Raw genomic sequence first — 18,486 nt, forward strand, 5'->3', positions numbered from 1 at the left:
TCAGCGGCTCAGGACGAGGAGCAGCTCGAGCGTCCCGGCGTCCTCGACCTCGACGAAGCCGAGGCTCGGCGCCTCGATGCCGAGGTCCGAGAACGTCACGGGGGCCGAACCTGCGACGCGGAGCCCCGCGCCGTCGCGCACGACGTCGAGCGAGAACGTCAGCTGGTGGTCGGCCCCGAGCAGCGTGAGCGTCCCGGGGACCTCGACCCGTCCACCCGACCCGAGATCGGGAAGCCGGACCGGGGCGTCGAGGCGGAACGTCGCCGTCGGGTGCTGGTCGACCTCGAGGAGGTCGCGCATGAACGAGTCGCGCGGACCGACTCCCGTGGCGACCGTCGCGACCTGGACCGTCGCGTCGACGGCCGTCATGCTGCCGTCCGTCACCGTGATCGTGCCCGTGACGTCCTCCGTGCGGCCCACGACGGTGACGTCCTCGCCCCGCAGGACCTCCTCGACCCGGTAGCCCGCGGTCGTGCCCGGGCCCAGCGTCCACGTGCCGTCGACCTCGAGCGGCCCCGTCGCCGGCGCGGGCGCGCTCGTCGTCACAGCGAGCGGCGGCGGCGCGGACCTGTCCCCCCACCACGCGTAGATGCGGGGCCCGACGAGCACGACGAGAAGCACGAGCACCGCGAGCGACGCGATGACGACGACGAGACGGCGGCGGCGCGTCGGGTGTGCAGCGGTCATGGGAGCTCCTCTGTCGGTTCCGCGGACGGCGTCGGCGTGGCGCCTGGCGTCGACCCGAGGGTCGGGTCGGTGGACGAGTCTGTCGAAGGTTCGGCGGTCGGGTCGACGGAAGGGTCGAGTGACGGGGTCCCCGTCGGGAGCACGTCGCCGTCGAACGGCCCGTCGGGCGTCGGCAGCTCGGGCGTCGGCAGGCCGGGCGTCGAAGTCGCGGCGCCGAACGGGTCGTCCACGACGGGGGACCCCGCGGGAAGCGGCCGCGGCACGCGGATCGCGGCGCCGACCTCGACGGCGCCCGACGGCGTGATCGAGATGAGGCGGGAGTCGAGCCACGTCCGGCTCGTGCGGTCGAAGCGCCACAGGGTCATCTGCGCAACACCACCGAGCGGGCCGATCGTCAGCCTGCCCTCAGCGGCTCCCGCGGTCGTCCCCGAGACGTAGAGCACGCCGAGGCCGGACCGCACGGGCCCGGTGCGCGTGTGGCGGTGGCCGGAGATCTGCAGCGGCGTGCACCCGGTCGCGAGCGCCGGGGCGCCGACGTACGGCGTGTGGATCATGAGGAGGTCGGGCCGCTCGGCGCACGCGTCGCGGGCGAGCCGTTCGGCCTGGGCACCCGGGTCCTCCTCGCCGACCTGGACGGTCCCGACGCCGATGCGGGTCTCGCGCGCGTCCTTGTCGCCGAGGATTCGGACGCCGGCGACGCGCACGACGTCGCCGCGCAGGACCGTCGCCCCTGCGTCGTGCGCCTGGTCGGCGGTCTGCGCGGAGTCGTGGTTGCCCGTCGCGACGACGTACTCGGTGCCTGACGGCGCGGCGTCGACGAACGCCTCGACGCACACCCGCTCGACCGCGGTGCCGTTGATCGTGGTGTCGCCCGTGTCGAGGATCGCCGAGGCGCCCGCGAGCTGCGCCGCGCGACGGATGACGGGCGCCATGCCGATGTTGCAGTGGAGGTCGCTCACCTGGAGGAAGGTCACGACGTCGGCGTCCGCGTCGGCGTCCGTCGTGGCGACGCCGTCGGGTTCCGTCGCCGTCGTCGTGCCGGCCGGGGTGGGGTCGGGGCCGTCGGCCGTCGCACCGGCGTCCGGTGTCGAGCCCGGGGGCGTGCCGTCGGCGGGGAGCGTCGCGTCGTCCGCGACCGGCGCGGACACGCGCAGCATGAGGGCGGACTCTCGCTCGTCCGCCTCGAGCCGGGCGAGCCAGGCCGTGTCGAGCTCGCCGACGACGTTCTCGTAGTACGACTCGTTGTCGTCGTACATGTCGAGGAGCTGGCCGCCGTACTCCTCGATGACGCCCGAGAGGCGCCCTGTGATCCGAGCGCCCTCGAGCGAGGTCCCCGCGAAGACGGTGCTCGCGGGCAGCGCGTCGAGGCGCGCGCGGGCTGCGGAGCCGTTGGAGAAGGTCGCAGCGACGAGCACGAGGACGACGGCGCCCGCGAGCGTCACGGTGTGCGGGGCGAACCGCTCGAGCAGGTCGGTGCGTCGCGGACGCCCGAGCAGCAGGCCGAGACCGAGGAGGACCGCGACCGACAGCGCGGCGCACGCGAGGGCCCGGCGCGCCGCGTCCGCGACGAGGGCCTCGGCGACGTGCCGGACGGTGTCCTGCGGACCCGAGAAGAACTGGAGGTACGCGGCGAGGTCGTCGTCGAGCGCGTCGAGCGTCGTGCGGCCCACGACGGCACGGAGGTCCGCGGGGATCTCCTTGACCGTCGCACGCACACCGATCCCGAGGGGCGCGGGCGAGTCGACCTCGATCGTGCCGAGCGGCCCGAGGTCGAGCGTGACGATGCCGTCCGCGGTCACCTCGTAGGTGGCCTCGTGCGGCCCGAGCGCACGGTCCGCCCGGGCGGTGACGACGCCGACGACGCACGACAGGAGCACGACCGCGAGCACCACGACGAGCCGACGTGCCCAGGCGGGCGGCAGCGCGCGGCCCGGACGGCCGTGCGGGTGCGCCTCAGCGGGCATCGGTCGTCTCCCCTCGTGCGCGGCTGGCGAGCCGGGTCCGTCGGTGCGGCGGCCCGTGCACCTGAGGACGAGCCTAGGCGCGTCGCGGCCCCCTGCGCACGCGGCGCCGTCGCCGTCCTCGTGGCTGGGCCGGACAGGCTCCGACGCACCGCCCGGACAGCGGCGTCAAGCGTTCGTGAGCGACCGGACGGAGTGGGATTTCTCACGGTTCCGATGCTGAGATCCAGGACCCAGGTCCCAGTCATCCTACCTACACTCGAAGACGTGGACCGGACGAAGAAGAACAACGTGGACGTCGTCCTCGTCGGCGGCGGCATCATGAGCGCGACCCTCGGGACGCTCATCTCCCTGCTCGAGCCGACGTGGAAGATCGAGATCTTCGAGCGCCTCGACGGCGTCGCGCTCGAGTCCTCCAACCCGTGGAACAACGCGGGCACGGGGCACGCGGCGCTGTGCGAGCTCAACTACACGCCCGAGCGCCCGGACGGCTCGATCGACACGTCGAAGGCCGTGAAGATCAACGAGCAGTTCCAGATCTCGCGCGAGTTCTGGCACCACCTCACGACGGCGGGCATGCTCCCCGAGCAGTCGACGTACATGAGCCTCACCCCGCACATGACGTTCGTGCGCGGCGAGGCCAACGTCGACTACCTCCGCCGGCGCCACGCCGCGCTCAGCGCGCACCCCCTCTTCTCCGACCTCGAGTTCACGGACGACCCGGCGGTCATCGCGCAGTGGGCGCCGCTCCTCGTCAAGGAGCGCGCCGGCGACGAGCCGATCGCCGCGACGCGCGCGACGTCGGGCACCGACGTCGACTTCGGCTCCCTCACGCGCTCGATGCTCCGCCACCTCGTCGACCACGGCGCCACGCTCGCGGCGCAGCACGAGGTGAAGAACCTTCGCCGCCGCAAGGACGGCACGTGGGACGTCAAGGTCCGCGACACCTCGTGGAACGCGAAGGACCCGGTCCGCACGGTCAACGCACGCTTCGTCTTCGTCGGCGCAGGCGGCGGCGCCCTGCCCCTCCTGCAGCGCTCCGGCATCCCGGAGATCAAGGGCTACGGCGGCTTCCCCATCTCGGGTCAGTTCCTCCGCACGACGAACCCCGAGATCGTCGCGCAGCACAACGCCAAGGTCTACGGCAAGGCCGACGTCGGCGCCCCGCCCATGTCTGTCCCCCACCTCGACACGCGTGTCGTCGACGGCGAGACCTCGGTGATGTTCGGCCCGTACGCAGGCTTCTCGTCGAAGTACCTCAAGAAGGGTTCGTTCCTCGACCTCTTCGCGTCGATCCGCCCGGGCAACATCGTGACGATGGCCGGCGCCGGCCTCGACAACATGGACCTCACCGCCTACCTCGTCTCCGAGGTGACGAAGTCCTTCGACGCGAAGTTCCGTTCGCTGCGACAGTTCATGCCGACCGCGCGCCCCGAGGACTGGGAGCTCATCACCGCGGGCCAGCGCGTCCAGGTGATGAAGCGCGACCCGAAGAAGGGCGGCCGCCTCGAGTTCGGGACGGACGTCGTCACGGGCGCCGACGGCACGATCGCGGGCCTTCTCGGAGCCTCGCCCGGTGCGTCGACCGCCGCGTGGGCGATGGTCGACGTGCTCGAGCGCTGCTTCCCCGAGCACCTCGCCGCGTGGCGCCCGCGCCTCGCCGCGATCGCGCCGTCCCTCGCGACGGACGACTGGGACACCCCGGCCGAGCGCGAGAGCCTCACGGCGCTCTCCGAGCTCGACGAGGTCGGTGCGACCGAGGCCTGACCGGCCCACCAGCACGACGTAGGGCGCGACATCCCGGGGGGATGCCGCGCCCTACGTCGTTCGTGGACGTCCGCGCGAGCCTCGTCCTGCGACGTGGAGGCCGTTCAGGCCCGCCCGGCGCGCACGTCGTCGACGCCCCGGTTGGCGAGCTCGTCAGCCTTCTCGTTGCCCGGGTCGCCCGCGTGACCCTTGACCCACGCCCAGCGGACGTCGTGCCGTGCGACCTGCGCCTCGAGCAGCTGCCAGAGCTCGGCGTTCTTCACGGGCTTCTTGTCCGCGGTGCGCCAGCCGTTGCGACGCCACCCGTGGATCCACGTCGTCATGCCCTTCATGACGTACGTCGAGTCGACGTGGAGCGTCACCGCGCACCGGCGGTTGAGCGCCTTGAGCCCCTCGACGGCGGCGAGCAGCTCCATGCGGTTGTTCGTCGTCGCCGCCTCACCGCCCCACAGCTCACGCTCGTGCCCGCCCGAACGCATGAGGACGCCCCAGCCGCCGACGCCGGGGTTGCCCTTGCACGCGCCGTCGGTCCACATCTCGACGACAGGCAGGGGCGCACCGGGCCCGTCGGCCGGGGTCGTCAGGGCGTCGTCGAGGGCCGTGGGAGGGGTCTGGGGCATGGTGCCCATCGTAGTGGCACGCCCGTGCGGAGCCGCTCCGGCGCAGGCTGTCTCGTGGCGCCTCTCGCCCCCGCAAGCGGGCCCCGCCGCGCGCACGACGACCCGGCACGCACCTCGGCCCCGCTCGCGATGCGCGAGCGGGGCCGAGGTGCGTCACACGGACGGCGGATCAGCGTGCGGTGCGACCCGAGAAGATCGTCGTGCTCAGGTAGTACGGGCTCGATGCCCGCGCCGGGACATGGACCAGGTAGACCTTGCCGCGGGGCAGCTTCGAGGTCTTCACCACCGCGACCCAGGCCGAGCCCTTGCGGACGACCTTGGCCTTGGCGGACACGGTCTTCGAGCCGACCTTTGCGTACACCGTGCCGAGCGGCGACGCGGTGCTGCGCCCGGTGACCCGGACGGTGAACGTCGCCGTCCGGCCGGCCTTGACGGTCGACGCCTTGTCGACCTTGAGCCCGACCTTGGTCTTGGAGACCGTGACCTTGCGCGCGACGCTGGATCCGCCGAGCGTCGCGTCACCGGAGTACACCGCCTTGATGGTCTGCTGTCCAGGCCGGACGTTCGCGGGGAGGAGAGCGCGCGCGATGCCGCCCGCCCCGACGCGCACGGTCGCGACGCGGCGCGTGCCGACATAGAACGAGACAGTGCCGTGGCGGTTGTAGCTACCCGACACGGTCGCCCGCACCGCGGCGCGCGTGCCGTAGGTCATCTTCGCGATCGCGAGCTTCGTCGTCGTCTTGCCACGCGCGAAGCCCGTGATGCGGAAGCGCGCGGCCGTCGCCGTCGTCCGCGAGACGGTGAGCTTGCGACCGCCGTTGAACGTGACGTCCTCACCCTGGCGGACGGTCGCCCAGTAGCCGCCGTTCCCGGTCTCGCCGCCCAGCGTGTAGAGCGTCGGGATGCCATTGGCGTCGCTGACGACGGTCGACATGCGAACACCAGGGCCGAGGTCGAACTGGTAGGACGGGCCGGACACTGCGTAGAACGCGTTCTTGTCGACGCCCAGGCCGTTGCGGTACTCGATGAAGACGTCGTTCTGGGGCGTGAGCGCCCACTTCTCGGTGATGACGCCGCCCGAGGTCACAGCCTTGATCGTCGTGTCCTTGCCGTACTGGCCGCCCGTGACGGCGGACGCCGGCAGGATGCCGAGGTACTCGCGGAAGGCAGGGTCGAGCGCCGGCGGCGCGTAGACCTTGCCGTCGACGTCGCCGACCGACGCGCCCATGACCGAGTGCGCGCCGAAGTACTCGAAGGCGTCGTCGCCGGCGTCGAGGTTCGAGTGGCCCAGGCCGAAGTTGTGGCCCATCTCGTGGGCGGCGGTGTGCTGGTCGTCGGCGATGAGGAAGATCGCACCACCCGAGGCGAAGTTCTTGCCGACCATCGCAAGGCCCGTCCAGCCGAGGGGACCGCCCTCGGAGCTCGCGCAGCCCTCCGGCAGCATGACGACGAGGTGGCTGCGTGCCTTGCTCGCGACGGCTCCCTTGCCGACGAGGTTCTGGGCCTCCGCCCAGATCTCCTCGTAGGCCTCGCCGGAGCCAGCGTCCTCGGCCTCGGCGATGAAGTCGCAGACGTTGTCCCACGGCATCGTCCGCAGCGACGCGACCGCGAGAGACTTCACGACGCCCCCGCTCTCGCGCACCCAGTACTTGCCGCCGTTCTCGACGACCGCCTTCGCGCGAGCCTGCGAGTAGTTGCCCGTCGTCTCTCGGTCGGCGACAGTGACGACGTGGGCGACGTGAGCCGCCTTGGTCGTCGCGCTCGGCGTGGTCGAGGCGAGCACCGTGACCGCGCTCGCGTCGACGGCCCCCGAGCGGGAGAGGAGCTGGGCCACACGGTCGGAGGACGCGGCGCGCAGCGCGGAGGTCGCGAGCTCACGCGGTGCGTCGATCTCCACACGGACGGTGTCGCCGGCGGTCGCGGCACCGCGCGTGCGGCTCACGGAGGCCTCGGTGAGCGGGACGTACGCGCCCGACGCGGTGCGGACCCCGAAGGACCGGGTCTCGACGGGGCGGCCGGACGCGTCGCGGCCGGAGCCGAGCGTCACGATGAGCTCGCCCTCGACGATCGCGTCGGGCACGCTCGCGGTCTTGCTGCCGACGGTCTCGCCGCCGGCGATCGGCGCGGCGGTCGCGGCGGGCGCTCCCCCGAGGACGAGGGCAAGGGCGCACACGGCAGCCCATCTAGCTCGGTACATCTGGTCCCCCTGTGGACAGGTTGCCTGGTTCGTAGCAAGTTTCGGAGCCACGTCTGATGTGCAGATCGTAGTGCATGCGACCCGCTTCTCAGCCTTGCCTCTCGACATCTCTGACGTCCCAGGACGCGCCGTGGCCCGCCACCCTCGGGACCGCTGCGAGGGGTCCTAGGTCGGGGATCGTCGTCGCGGGGTCACGGTGAGGTCACGCTGGTTACGCTTCCACTGCGAAAAGCCCTACGGTATGCACATGAGAGCCGAAGACGTCTCCTCCCGTTCCACCGACCCGAGGTCGGCCGAGCTTGATTCCGTGCGAGCAGACCTCCTCTACGAGTTTGAGCTCGAGCTGCGGCGTACCGCGAAGACGATCGTCCGCTCCGTCCCTCCCGGCCGTGTGCTCATTGCGCGCGAGAGCACGCAGGGCAAGAGCGTCGTCACGCGCTACTCCGACACAGGGCTGCGCGGCTGGATGGTGGGCCCGCGTCTCGCGCTGCTCGAGGACGGCGGCTGGGTGCCCTACACGCAGGGCCGCACGCACAAGCTCGACAAGCCGCGGCACTCGAAGCTCTTCGGCGACTCGACGACCCGTGAGTATGCGGAGCACTGGCAGAACCTCACCGACGTCGGCGTCCAGCCGGGCGCGACGTACGTGACGCTCCCAGGCAGCCACGAAGGGTTCCTCGCGACGTGCCGCGACCCGCGGCGCGCCGAGATCTTCGAGGTCCAGGTGCACGCCGGGGTGCCGCACCTCGTCTTCACGTACTCGCGCGGCGCGGCGGGCTCGCTCCACTCGGTCCTGCGCGACGACCTGCAGAAGTGGATGAAGGACTACGCCTGAGCGGTTCGCCGCCCGACGCACGAGGGGCTCCCCACCTCACGGTGGGGAGCCCCTCGTGCGTCCGGACCCCACGTCAGGGAGTTACGGTGCCCGTGAGCACGAGGTCCGGTTCGCCGGATGCCGAGCGGTCGACGACGATCCGCACGGAGCGCCGGGGCGCGACGTCCGCGGTGCGCCGTACAGGGATCTCGAAGATCACCGACGTCGCGCCTGGCTCGACGGTGGTGGTGATGCCTCCGAGGCTCGAGCTCAGCGGGCCGGAGAGCTCGGTGCTCCCGAAGCGTGGGGCGAGCCAGGCCGGCACCAGCTGCTCCGCACGGAGCTCGCCGGCGACGGGCGTGAACGTCAAGGGCAACCAGGAGCCCTCGATGGTCGGACCTGAGAGGCGCAGCTCCCAGCGGAGGCTGCCACCCGGGGACGCCGTCGCGACAGGGTCGACGACCGACACCTTGGGCGCCACGCCCGGGGGCGTCCACGCGACGCCGGCGGGCTGGTCGACGACCGCGCCACGGTCGGCGATGACCGTGACGAGGCCGAGCTCGACGCCCTCGGGGCTGACCGAGACGGCGTCGTCCTCGGCGAGCGTGTAGCGAACGTCGATCGAGGTCTGCCCGGGCTTGATCGTCCGGAACTCCCCGACGCTCTTCCAGGACCGCAGGTCGAGCCGCTCGACCCAGACGCGGGCCGTGACCTTGCGGCTTCCCGTCACCGGGATCCGGAGGACCTGCGACCCCGAGCCGGCCGCCGTGATCTTCGTCCGCGCGGGGACCGAGACCCGTGCGACGGTGTTGACGGACGCAGACGACCTGATGAGCCCGCTCGAGAACCCGTGCATGTCGAGCACGACGATCTTGCCCGCAGCGCTACGGGTCCGCAGGTCGACCCGCGCAAGTCGCGACGTGTCGACGACCGACCGTGCGGGAAGACTGAAGCGGACCTCCTGGGCCCAGGCCTGGCCGACCCTCGCGATGGAAGGCAGCCGCTCGGGTGCCCGATCGGCCTTGACGACCGCGCTGCGACCCTTGGTGTCGGTGAGGACGAGATCGAAGCTCGGGGTCGTCCTCTGCGAGGGGAGGACGACGCGCATCGCGAGCGCGGACCGGTTGCTGAGGTCGGGAAGCCCGGTGAGTCGGACACGAGCGTCCTTGGCGGTCCACCGGACCAGGAGTGCGGGGTCGGCCGGCATCGTCGTGCCGTAGAGCCCGCCGTTGTGGGGCGAGGCCTGGTTGCCGAAGCACTCCTGCGTCGATTCCTCGCGGGCCACGACCGCACAGCTCACGGCGGTCGCGGAGCCACGGGTCGAGACCTTGGCGGGCCGGTCAGCCGTGAGCACAGGGGTGCGCCGGGCGCCGACTGCGTGGCTGAGCACCGTCGCGGCCCCGGCGGACGCGGCGCGGACGGCCGAGCCGTCGAGGAGCTGCCGCGCCGAGTCGTCACCCGTGAGGTAGGCCTTCACGGCCGCGGCGACGTAGGTCGCCCCCACCGCGCGCTGCTGCTTCGCGGTGAGCCGCCCCTTGGCGCTGGTGCCGCACGTGCCGGAGGCGTCCCCGTCGTCGATCGACGGGGCCTTCGAGATGCCCGGCGTCCACTCGGAGTTGAAGAAGTTGTGGTTCGCACCGAGGACGAGGACCGAGGACCGCATGGCGTGGTCGCCCGGCATGATCCCGACCGCACGGTCGACGTAGGCCTGCCCCTGGAGGTCGGACACGTCGCCGTCGCACGACGGCAGCAGGACCGTCGTCGGGATGCCCACCGCGACCTGGGTCGCGAAATCGGTCGGTGCGATGAGCACCTGCCCGACGATCTTGAACGGGTCGCCCACGCGGGCCTTGATCGCCGCGCGGCTCACACCTTCACCGCCACGCGAGTGACCCATCGTCACCACACGCGAGAGGTTGAGGCGGCCCTTGAGCAGCTCGGTTCCGCGCGGGCCCTTGGTGCCGCGGTTCCACGAGGCAAGGAACGAGAGGTGCCTGCGCACTAGGTTGGCGCGCGTGCCGGCCCCGCCGTCGGCCTCGGAGAAGTCCTGGGCGTTGATGCCGTTCGCTGCGATCGACACGGTGACGTAGCCCTGGGAGGCGAGGAGCTTCTGCTGGTCGAGGTAGCCGAGGTAGCTGGGGATCGCCTTCGTCCCCGGGGCGCATGGCCAGTCGTCGACGATCCCGTTGCCCGAGTAGCACACCGAGTGCCGCCCGTGGAGCATGACGACGACAGGGCGCGCGCCCTTGGCGTCGCGCGGCATGACGACGTGCGCCCTGGTCTCGACCGGTGCGGCGTAGCCGGGGACCTTCATGCCGGTCGACGAGTAGGTGAACGAGCGTGTCGCGTACTTCCCGGCCTTGCCCGGGTCCTTCGACACGAGCGCCGAGGGGCGCGACGCGAGCACGCCGGGCGAGGTCGGCGCCGTCTGGCCGGCCACGCCCTCGCTCGCGCCCGCAAGTACGCGTCCGCCCCGGACGACGGCGACCTGGCTCGCGCGCAGGTCCGTCGCCCCGAGGACGCGCGCACTGTAGGACCGCCCGGTCGCGGTCGGCAGGACGACCCTGCCGTCCGGAAGCCGGAACTGCGTGCGGGCGTCGGTGAGCCTGTCCCCGACCGGCGCGGTCCACGAGACGAAGGCGCCGTCTGCGTCCGTGACGACGGTGATGCCGCCGGCGTTCGAGCGGGTGGAGGGCACAACCTCGGCGACCTGCGCGGAGGTCGCCGACGCCGACGCGACCGTGGCCCCCGAGGCCGCGGGAGCCACCGTCGCGGCCAGGGCGAGCGCCAGCGCTGACGAGAGCAGGGCGGAACGAGTGCGTGTCATGGAGCGTCCTTGCTGCGCGTGCTGTGGTCCCACGGTCGCCGAGAATGCTAGGCGAGTCCGGTTCGTCACGCCAGGGCGCCTCACTGACCACGCCGACGAGGCGTGCCTGGTGAGCGTGCCGTGCGGCCCGGTCCGTGCGTCGCGACGCACCCGCCGCGGACCGCCCCGCCGCCGCGGCAGGCGCACCCGCTCAGGTCACCGTGCCCATGTGCCAGGGCACGAACTCCTCGACGCCGATGCCCATGTCCTCGCTCACGGTCCGCTCCCCCGACGCGACCGCGAGGACGAGGTCGAAGAGCTCCTGGCCGACCTCCTCGAGGGTCGCGGTGCCGTCGACGATGCGGCCCGCGTTGACGTCCATGTCCTCGCTCATGCGGTCGTACATCTCGGTGTTCGTCGCGACCTTGATCGACGGCGAGGGACGACAGCCGAAGACGGAGCCGCGGCCGGTCGTGAAGACGACGACGTTCGCGCCGCCCGCGACGAGGCCGGTCACCGAGACGGGGTCGTAGCCCGGGGTGTCCATGAAGACGAAGCCCGCGTGGGGCGCCATGGGCTCGGCGTAGTCGTAGACCTCCGAGAGGTCGGCCTGGCCGCCCTTGGCGACGGCGCCGAGCGACTTCTCGAGGATCGTCGTGAGGCCGCCGGCCTTGTTGCCGGGCGACGGGTTGTTGTCGAGCGAGCCGCCGCCCGCGGCGGCGTAGCCCTTCCACCACTCGATCTGGTCGAGCAGCTTCTGCGCGACCTCGGGCGTGCGGGCCCGTCGCGTGAGGAGGTGCTCGGCGCCGAAGACCTCGGGGGTCTCGGCGAGGGCCGAGGTCGCGCCGTACGCGACGAGGCGGTCGGAGACCCAGCCGAGGGCGGGGTTCGCGGTGATGCCCGAGTAGCCGTCGGAGCCGCCGCAGTTGAGTGCGAGGACGAGCTCGGAGACGTCGATGTCCTCGCGCTCGCGCTGGTCGACGACGGGGAGCATGCGGCGGACCGCCTCGACGCCCGCGCGGACGCTCGCGCGCACGCCACCCGTCTCCTGGATCGTCATGGTCTCGACGAGCGTGTCCGAGGGGATGTCCGCGAGGAGCTCGTCGCCGTGGCGCGGCGCGCCGATCGTCGGCATGCCGAGCGCGATCGACGGCCCCACGCCTGCGCCGGAGCGCGTGCTCAGCTGGGAGGTGAGGATCATCTCGCAGCCGAGGCCGAGGACGAGGATCGCCGAGATGTTCGGGTGGGCCGCGTAGCCGCGCAGCGTGCGCAGGAGGATCGAGCCGCCCTCCGACTCCGGCACGAGGCCGCAGCCGGACTGGTGCGTGAGCGCGACGACCCCGTCGACGTTCGGGAAGGCCTCGAGCGCGCTGTCGGGGAACTGCGCGGCGATCATCTTCGCGGTCGACGCCGAGCAGTTGACGCTCGTGAGGATCGCGACGTAGTTGCGGGTGCCGACGCGTCCGTCCGCGCGGCGGTAGCCGCGGAACGTCGGTCGCGGTCCCGCGGGGACCTCGAGCTCGGTGTGGGTGCCGCCGAGCTCGTGCGCGCGCTCGCCGTCCTCGAAGACGAGGTTGTGCGAGTGGACGTGGGCACCTGCGGGCACGGGCTCGGTCGTCACTCCGATGACCTGTCCGTACTTGTGGACGGGCGCGCCCGCGGGCAGGTCGCGCAGGGCGACCTTGTGGCTGCGCGGGACGACGGTCGTCACGACGACGGCCTGGCCGTCGGGCGCGATCTCGTCGCCGGGCTCGAGGGCGCGGGTCGCGACGGCGACGTCGTCCCCCGTCCTCAGGAGCAGGACGCCTGCGGCGAGGGTGTCCGTGCGCTGGTCCGTCATGGGTGGTCCTTTCTTCGACACCCGGAGCAACCGGTTGCCGTCGGCTCGCCATCGAGCCGTCGTGAAGTCTGGGTGTGGCTAGATCATAGCGCGGAAACCGGTTCCGCTCCACGGCGCGCACGCGCGCACGATGAGCGCAGCGACGCTCGGACGGGCGTCAGCCCTCGGCGAGCAGCCGCGCCCCGAACGGGTACCAGCGCTCCGCGACCGCCGACGGGCTGTGCAACCCGTCGAGCACGACCGCCGCGAGCCGCACCGCGAGCGAGTGCCCCTCCGCAAGGTCGATCGGACGACCCGACGCGACAGCCGGCCCCGCCCCGAGGTACGGCGTCGTCCGCACGAACCACGGCCGCCCACGGTCCTGGACGAGCACGACCGTCGTCCACGCCGTCCCGTGCCGCGCCGCGACGACGAGCCACGGCGAGCGCGACCCGTGCGCCACGTCGCCCGAGCCGAGGCTCGACGCGACCCGGTGCTCGTCCGCGGGCGCGAACCGCCAGAACACCCCGCCGTAGCCCGGCAACGAGCCCGACTCCTCCGCAGGGTTGGAGATCCGCAGCGCACGCCGCGCCGTGAGCTCGCTCGACCAGCGCAGGGCCCAGCCCGCGCCACCCTCGAGCAGCTCGCCGTCGAGCGTCCGCGCCTCGTCGAGCAGCACCTCGCCGTCGCGGCCGTGCCACTCGAGCTGTTCGAGCAGGCGGCCCGGCCGCCCGTCCGCGACCTCCACGGCGACCCGCACCTGCCGGCCCTGGTCGCCCAGCACCTGCATGCCCTCACCCGGGACGCACGTGCGCCCGCCCCAGAAGTTCGAGCCCGCGACGTCCTGCAGCGCGAGCGAGAGCCCGTGGTGATGACGGCGGTCCGCGGGCGACGCCGCCGTGATCCGGGTGCCCGCGAGCGAGCGCACCGGGTGCAGGTGCGGGCGCGGCGCATGGACGTCGGCCATCGACGCGCCCTCGCGGTAACGCGCGAGCCGCGACTCCCCCGCCGCGAGAACCGTGTCCGCGCCGTCGACGACCCACGCGAGACCGTCCGGCTGCGGCGTGCGGCGCGCCACCGCGACCGGGGTCGCGCTGCCCGCAGGGGCAGGGCCCGACGACGCGCGCACGACGAGCTGTGTCGGCAGGATCTCCGTGCGGGTGTCGGACTCGTGGTCGTCAGCCGTCGCCGAGGTCCCCGCCACGAGCGCGCTCAGCCGCTCCCACGCGTGCGCGCCGAGCTCGTCGTGCGGGACCCGCACCGTCGTGAGCGACGGTGCCGCGTACCGCGCGAGCTCGATGTCGTCGAAGCCGACGACAGAGACGTCCTCGGGCACTGAGACGCCCAGCTCGCCGAGATGCGCGAGCAGGCCGAACGCCACCTGGTCGTTGTACGCGACAACAGCGGTCGCCCGCGTCGCGAGCACGGCCTCGGCCGCCGCATAGCCGTCCGCGACCGTCGGCCCGCACGGCAGCGTCACGAGGCTCGTGCCGCCGAACGACACCTGCGCCTCGTCGACGCCCTCGAGGCGCGCCCGGTTCGACGGGCTCGACGCAGGACCCTGGAGGTAGGCGATCGACCCGTGCCCGAGCTCGACGAGGTGCTCGAGCACCGTGTACATCGCCTCGGCGTAGTCGACGTTGACCGACGGGATGCGCGAGCCGGGCAGCGAACGGTTGACGAGGACGAGCGGGCCGAGCTCGTCGGCCGCGGCCTCGAGCGCCTGCTCGGACATCTGCGGCGAGACGAGCACGAGCGCGTCGCACCGCGCGCGCGTCGCGCGCACCACGTCGACCTCACGCTCGTCGCGGCCCGCGGTCTCCGCGATGACGACGCCGTAGCCCGAGCGGTAGGCGCCGTCCGTCACGGCGCGCAGAACCGCCTGGAACATGGGGTTGGCGAGGTCGGGCACGACGACGCCCACCGCGAGCGTGCGCCCGAGCGACAGCGACCGAGCGGTCGCCGACGGCCGGTACGCGAGGCGTTCCGCAACCTCGCGGACGCGCCGCGTGATCTCGTCCTCGCCGCGCAGTCCGTTCATGACGCGTGAGACGGTCGCGCGCGAGACGCCCGCGGCCTCGGCCACGTCGCTGATCGTCGCGCCGGCGCTCACTGCTCTGCTGCTTCGCACAGGGCCCATCCTAGGTGTCGGGAGAGGTGGGACCGGGGACCCGCGACGCGCAGGATCCTGCGCGTCACGGGTCGACGGTCAGCGGGTGAGGTCGGTTCCGAGGGCCAGGTCGTCGACGAGGACGGCCTGCCCGGTCTCGAGCGAACGGTTGGCCGCGACGCCGACCGCGATCGCGCGGACGCCGTCGACGACGCCCGCGGCGCGCCCGAGCGGGTCGTCGCCGACCCGCAGGTCACGGCGGAAGACGTCCATGAGGAGGATCGCGTCGCCGCCGCCGTGGCCGCCGCGTCCCTGCGGGATGACGATCTCTTCCGCACCCTCCCAGTGACGCTGCAGGAGGAGCTGCTCCCCCTCCGGACGGGACTCCGCGACAGGGACCGCGTCCGGGGTCGCCGACGGGTCGAGGACGACCCGGCCGTCGCCGTCGACGCGGATCGCGCCGCGCTCGACGACGCGCAGCTCAGCGCGTCCCAGCGTGCCGTTGACCGAGACCGTGTAGCCCTCCCACGGGCTGTGCGCGTTGAGCGAGTACGTCATCGTCGCGCCTCCCGCGTAGTCGACGAGGACCGCGACGTTGTCCTCGATGTCGATATCCCCGTCGAAGACGTCGCGGTCGCGCACGTAGCCGTCGTGGTGCTCCGACTCGAGGTAGAGCTCGCGCAGCCGGCGGTCGCGGCGCAGGTCGAGCGACCAGGGGTCGCCGTCGGCCGCCGAGCCGCGCGCGGGGCGCTCGCCGCGGTCCTCCGCGTGGCCCGCGCCGTAGACGTCGCGGTGGGCCGACGCGTAGACGCGCACCGGCGTGTCGCCGAGCCACCAGTTGACGAGGTCGAAGTGGTGCGAGGACTTGTGGAGGAGAAGGCTGCCGGAATTCTTGCGCTCGCGGTGCCAGCGGCGGAAGTAGTCGGCGCCGTGGACCGTGTCGAGGACCCATTCGAAGTGGACCGACGTCGGCCGCCCGATCGCGCCCGACGCGATGATCTCGCGCAGCGTGGAGTTCCGCGGCGCGTAGCGGTAGTTGAAGGTCATGACGATGTCGCGGCCGGTCGCCGCGACGGACGCCGCGATCGTGCGCGCGCCCTCGGCGGTCGTCGTGAGGGGCTTCTCGACCACGACGTCGGCGCCCGCGGCCTGGGCGCGTGCGACGTGCTCCGCGTGGAGGCGGTCGGGGGTCGTCACGACGACGACGTCGACGCGCTGCTCGGCGATCATGCGCTCGAGGTCGTCGGGGCCGTACTGCGGCAGGCCCGCGGGTCCGTCGAGACCGAGCGCCGCGCCTACCTCGCGGTCGTAGAAGTCCATGCGGCCGGGGTTCGTGTCGCACCACGCGACGAGCTCGGCGACGTCCGCGTGGTCGCCCGTGATCGCTCCGACGTACATGCCGGCGCGGTGACCGGTGCCGAGCACGGCGTAGCGCCGGCGGGGGCGCCCTGCGGGGACGGGGGCGAACTTCGGGACGACGATCGCGTCCGCGACGGTCGAGGCCGAGGCCCCGCGCCGAGGTGCCGTGGGGTTCTGGTCAAGATCGCTCATCGTTGAGCCTTCCCGTGGAGAAATGGGTTTCAGGGAGCAACCATAGCGTCCAGGAGGAACGCCTGCAGCGATAGGCCGTTGGTCCCACGCAACAGCGGGTGAGTACACCCCTAGCAGCGTTGATTTCTTGCGAAAGAGAGCGCATCCACACTTCCGGAGTTGCGCGACGTCGGAGGTCGTGTATCTTCGTAGCAACCGGTTCCTAGGAACCACGGACACTGACGTCCCGAACCACACGAGGGAGTGTGCATGTCAGCACTGGGCGAGCTCCGCGCGCTAAGCAGGAAGCGCGGCGGCACGACGCCGAAGACCACCACCAACCTGCGCAAGGCCGACGGGCGCGCCGCGCTGGTGTTCCTCGGACCATGGTTCGTCGGCCTCTTCGCGATCACGCTGTTCCCGCTGGTCGCGTCCCTGTACCTGTCGATGACCGACTACAACCTCCTCCAGGCCCCGAACTTCATCGGCCTCGAGAACTTCATCGACATGCTGAGCGACCCGCGGCTCCACAAGTCGCTCCAGGTGACCGCCATCTACACCGTCGTCGGCGTGCCGCTCCAGCTCTCCGTCGCGCTCGGCCTCGCGCTCGTGCTCAACCGCGGCATGCGCGGCATGAGCCTGTACCGCTCGGTCTTCTACCTGCCGTCCCTCATGGGCGGCTCGGTCGCGATCGCGATCCTCTGGCGCCAGGTCTTCGGCAAGGAGGGCATCTTCAACGCCTTCCTCGGGCTGTTCGGCCTCGAGGGCATGGGCTGGATCTCCCACCCCGACACCGCGCTGTGGACGATCATCCTGCTCCACGTGTGGACGTTCGGCTCGCCGATGATCATCTTCCTCGCCGGCCTGCGGCAGATCCCCGACATGTACTACGAGGCCGCGTCCCTCGACGGCGCCTCCAAGCGCCGCCAGTTCCTCTCGGTGACGCTCCCGCTGCTCAGCCCGATCATCTTCTTCAACGTCGTCATGCAGGTCATCGGCTCGTTCCAGGCCTTCACGCAGGCGTACGTCGTCTCGGGCGGCACCGGCGGCCCGTCGGACTCGACCCTCTTCTACACGCTGTACCTGTACCAGGAGGGTTTCAAGAACCTCAACATGGGCTACGCCTCCGCCATGGCGTGGATCCTCGTCCTCATCATCCTCGCCCTCACCGCTCTGAACTTCTGGGTCTCGAAGTTCTGGGTGTTCTACGAGGACTGAAAGGAACCAGGAGATGTCGGTCACCATGACCCCTCAGCCCGACCAGGCCACCCGCCTCGCAGAGCTCGCCGCCGAGTCCGAGCCGGTGAGGTCGCCCGTCCTCTGGCGCACGCGCACCCGCTCGATCCTCCGCCACGTCGTCATGATCGCGGCCGCGGCCCTCATGATCTACCCGCTGCTGTGGATGCTCGGCGCATCCTTCAAGCCGACCGAGGAGATCTTCCGCAACCTCTCGATCATCCCGGACCAGTGGCACCCGGAGAACTACCCCGACGGGTGGAACGCGTTCCAGACGTCGTTCTCGCGGTACATGCTCAACTCGCTGACGATCGTCGCCGGCGCCCTCGTCGGCAACCTCGTCTCGTGCTCGATGGCCGCCTACGCGTTCGCCCGGCTCCAGTTCAAGGGCCGCAACCTGTGGTTCATGATCATGCTCGTCACGATCATGCTGCCCGTGCACGTGCTCATCGTGCCGCAGTACATCATGTTCAACCAGCTCGAGTGGATCAACACGTTCTGGCCGCTCATCGTGCCCAAGCTGCTCGCTACGGACGCGTTCTTCATCTTCCTCATGGTGCAGTTCTTCCGCGGCATCCCCAAGGAGCTCGAGGAGGCGGCACGCCTCGACGGCTGCGGTCACGGCCGCATCTTCGGCCAGGTCATGCTCCCGCTCGCCACGCCGGCGCTCGCGACCACCGCGATCTTCACGTTCATCTGGACGTGGAACGACTTCTTCAGCCAGCTCATCTTCCTCACGACGGACGAGATGAAGACCGCACCGCTCGCGCTGCGCAACTTCCTCGACTCGTCGTCAGGTAGCTCGTGGGGACCGATGTTCGCGATGTCCATCGTCACGATCATCCCGATCTTCCTCGTGTTCCTCCTCGGGCAGAAGTACCTCGTCAAGGGCATCGCCACGACGGGCATCAAGTGACGGGAGGGCCCGCCGGGCCCTTC

12 protein-coding genes are annotated in these 18,486 nt (G+C 71.7%); 4 read left to right on the plus strand and 8 right to left on the minus strand.

What is annotated here, in order from left to right:
* On the minus strand, positions 1-687 hold the full coding sequence (locus G7063_RS09495) for a YceI family protein (protein WP_166414182.1): 687 nt from the start codon (positions 685-687) through the stop codon (positions 1-3).
* Positions 684-2,651 carry a metallophosphoesterase gene (locus G7063_RS09500; RefSeq protein ID WP_166414183.1) on the minus strand — a complete coding sequence of 656 codons (1,968 nt, stop codon included), beginning with the start codon at positions 2,649-2,651 and terminating at the stop codon, positions 684-686. The genes G7063_RS09495 and G7063_RS09500 overlap by 4 nt, the downstream gene beginning before the upstream one ends.
* Positions 2,652-2,864: 213 nt before the next feature.
* Between G7063_RS09500 and mqo the strand changes: the two genes are divergently transcribed.
* Positions 2,865-4,415 (plus strand): malate dehydrogenase (quinone), encoded by a 1,551-nt coding sequence (gene mqo / locus G7063_RS09505; RefSeq protein WP_166414184.1) that lies wholly within the window; start codon positions 2,865-2,867, stop codon positions 4,413-4,415.
* Positions 4,416-4,519: 104 nt separating this feature from the next.
* Here mqo and rnhA read toward each other — a convergent pair whose 3' ends face one another.
* Both rnhA and G7063_RS09515 read right to left on the minus strand, forming a co-directional pair.
* Positions 4,520-4,951: a ribonuclease HI gene (gene rnhA, locus G7063_RS09510; RefSeq protein ID WP_166415296.1), complete on the minus strand. Its 432-nt coding sequence runs from the start codon at positions 4,949-4,951 to the stop codon at positions 4,520-4,522.
* Positions 4,952-5,204: 253 nt separating this feature from the next.
* Positions 5,205-7,208 (minus strand): Ig-like domain repeat protein, encoded by a 2,004-nt coding sequence (locus G7063_RS09515; RefSeq protein WP_166414185.1) that lies wholly within the window; start codon positions 7,206-7,208, stop codon positions 5,205-5,207.
* Positions 7,209-7,479: 271 nt separating this feature from the next.
* On the opposite strand from G7063_RS09515, the gene G7063_RS09520 reads away from it, so the two are divergent.
* Positions 7,480-8,067 (plus strand): hypothetical protein, encoded by a 588-nt coding sequence (locus G7063_RS09520; protein ID WP_166414186.1) that lies wholly within the window; start codon positions 7,480-7,482, stop codon positions 8,065-8,067.
* Positions 8,068-8,140: 73 nt separating this feature from the next.
* On the opposite strand, the gene G7063_RS09525 is transcribed toward G7063_RS09520, so the two are convergent.
* The 4 genes from G7063_RS09525 to G7063_RS09540 all read right to left on the minus strand — a co-directional run bounded on the left by G7063_RS09525 (position 8,141) and on the right by G7063_RS09540 (position 16,332).
* The gene (locus G7063_RS09525) at positions 8,141-10,873 is read right to left on the minus strand and encodes a hypothetical protein (RefSeq protein ID WP_166414187.1); all 2,733 of its coding nucleotides are present in this window, start codon (positions 10,871-10,873) and stop codon (positions 8,141-8,143) included.
* A gap of 190 nt (positions 10,874-11,063) precedes the next feature.
* The gene (locus tag G7063_RS09530; protein WP_166414188.1) at positions 11,064-12,692 is read right to left on the minus strand and encodes a UxaA family hydrolase; all 1,629 of its coding nucleotides are present in this window, start codon (positions 12,690-12,692) and stop codon (positions 11,064-11,066) included.
* Positions 12,693-12,849: 157 nt separating this feature from the next.
* Positions 12,850-14,802: a DUF6807 family protein gene (locus G7063_RS09535; RefSeq protein WP_240916021.1), complete on the minus strand. Its 1,953-nt coding sequence runs from the start codon at positions 14,800-14,802 to the stop codon at positions 12,850-12,852.
* Positions 14,803-14,880: 78 nt separating this feature from the next.
* Entirely contained in the window at positions 14,881-16,332 is a 1,452-nt protein-coding gene (locus G7063_RS09540) for a Gfo/Idh/MocA family protein (protein ID WP_166414190.1), read from the minus strand.
* A 249-nt stretch (positions 16,333-16,581) separates the two neighbouring features.
* Between G7063_RS09540 and G7063_RS09545 the strand changes: the two genes are divergently transcribed.
* Positions 16,582-17,529 carry a carbohydrate ABC transporter permease gene (locus G7063_RS09545; RefSeq protein WP_166414191.1) on the plus strand — a complete coding sequence of 316 codons (948 nt, stop codon included), beginning with the start codon at positions 16,582-16,584 and terminating at the stop codon, positions 17,527-17,529.
* 13 nt (positions 17,530-17,542) lie between these two features.
* Complete coding sequence (locus tag G7063_RS09550; protein ID WP_166414192.1) at positions 17,543-18,463, plus strand: carbohydrate ABC transporter permease; 921 nt, start codon at positions 17,543-17,545, stop codon at positions 18,461-18,463.
* Positions 18,464-18,486 lie beyond the last annotated feature (23 nt).

The sequence above is a fragment of the Sanguibacter sp. HDW7 genome, assembly GCF_011300875.1.
In the GTDB taxonomy this organism is placed as follows: domain Bacteria; phylum Actinomycetota; class Actinomycetes; order Actinomycetales; family Cellulomonadaceae; genus Flavimobilis.

Excerpts from the sequence above, each read along its gene's own strand:
- G7063_RS09495 (WP_166414182.1), bottom strand. The coding sequence starts at position 687 with ATGACCGCTGCACACCCGACGCGCCGCCGCCGTCTCGTCGTCGTCATC.
- G7063_RS09500 (WP_166414183.1), bottom strand. The coding sequence starts at position 2,651 with ATGCCCGCTGAGGCGCACCCGCACGGCCGTCCGGGCCGCGCGCTGCCG.
- mqo (WP_166414184.1), top strand. The coding sequence starts at position 2,865 with ATGCTGAGATCCAGGACCCAGGTCCCAGTCATCCTACCTACACTCGAA.
- rnhA (WP_166415296.1), bottom strand. The coding sequence starts at position 4,951 with ATGTGGACCGACGGCGCGTGCAAGGGCAACCCCGGCGTCGGCGGCTGG.
- G7063_RS09520 (WP_166414186.1), top strand. The coding sequence starts at position 7,480 with ATGAGAGCCGAAGACGTCTCCTCCCGTTCCACCGACCCGAGGTCGGCC.
- G7063_RS09525 (WP_166414187.1), bottom strand. The coding sequence starts at position 10,873 with ATGACACGCACTCGTTCCGCCCTGCTCTCGTCAGCGCTGGCGCTCGCC.
- G7063_RS09530 (WP_166414188.1), bottom strand. The coding sequence starts at position 12,692 with ATGACGGACCAGCGCACGGACACCCTCGCCGCAGGCGTCCTGCTCCTG.
- G7063_RS09540 (WP_166414190.1), bottom strand. The coding sequence starts at position 16,332 with ATGAGCGATCTTGACCAGAACCCCACGGCACCTCGGCGCGGGGCCTCG.
- G7063_RS09545 (WP_166414191.1), top strand. The coding sequence starts at position 16,582 with ATGTCAGCACTGGGCGAGCTCCGCGCGCTAAGCAGGAAGCGCGGCGGC.
- G7063_RS09550 (WP_166414192.1), top strand. The coding sequence starts at position 17,543 with ATGTCGGTCACCATGACCCCTCAGCCCGACCAGGCCACCCGCCTCGCA.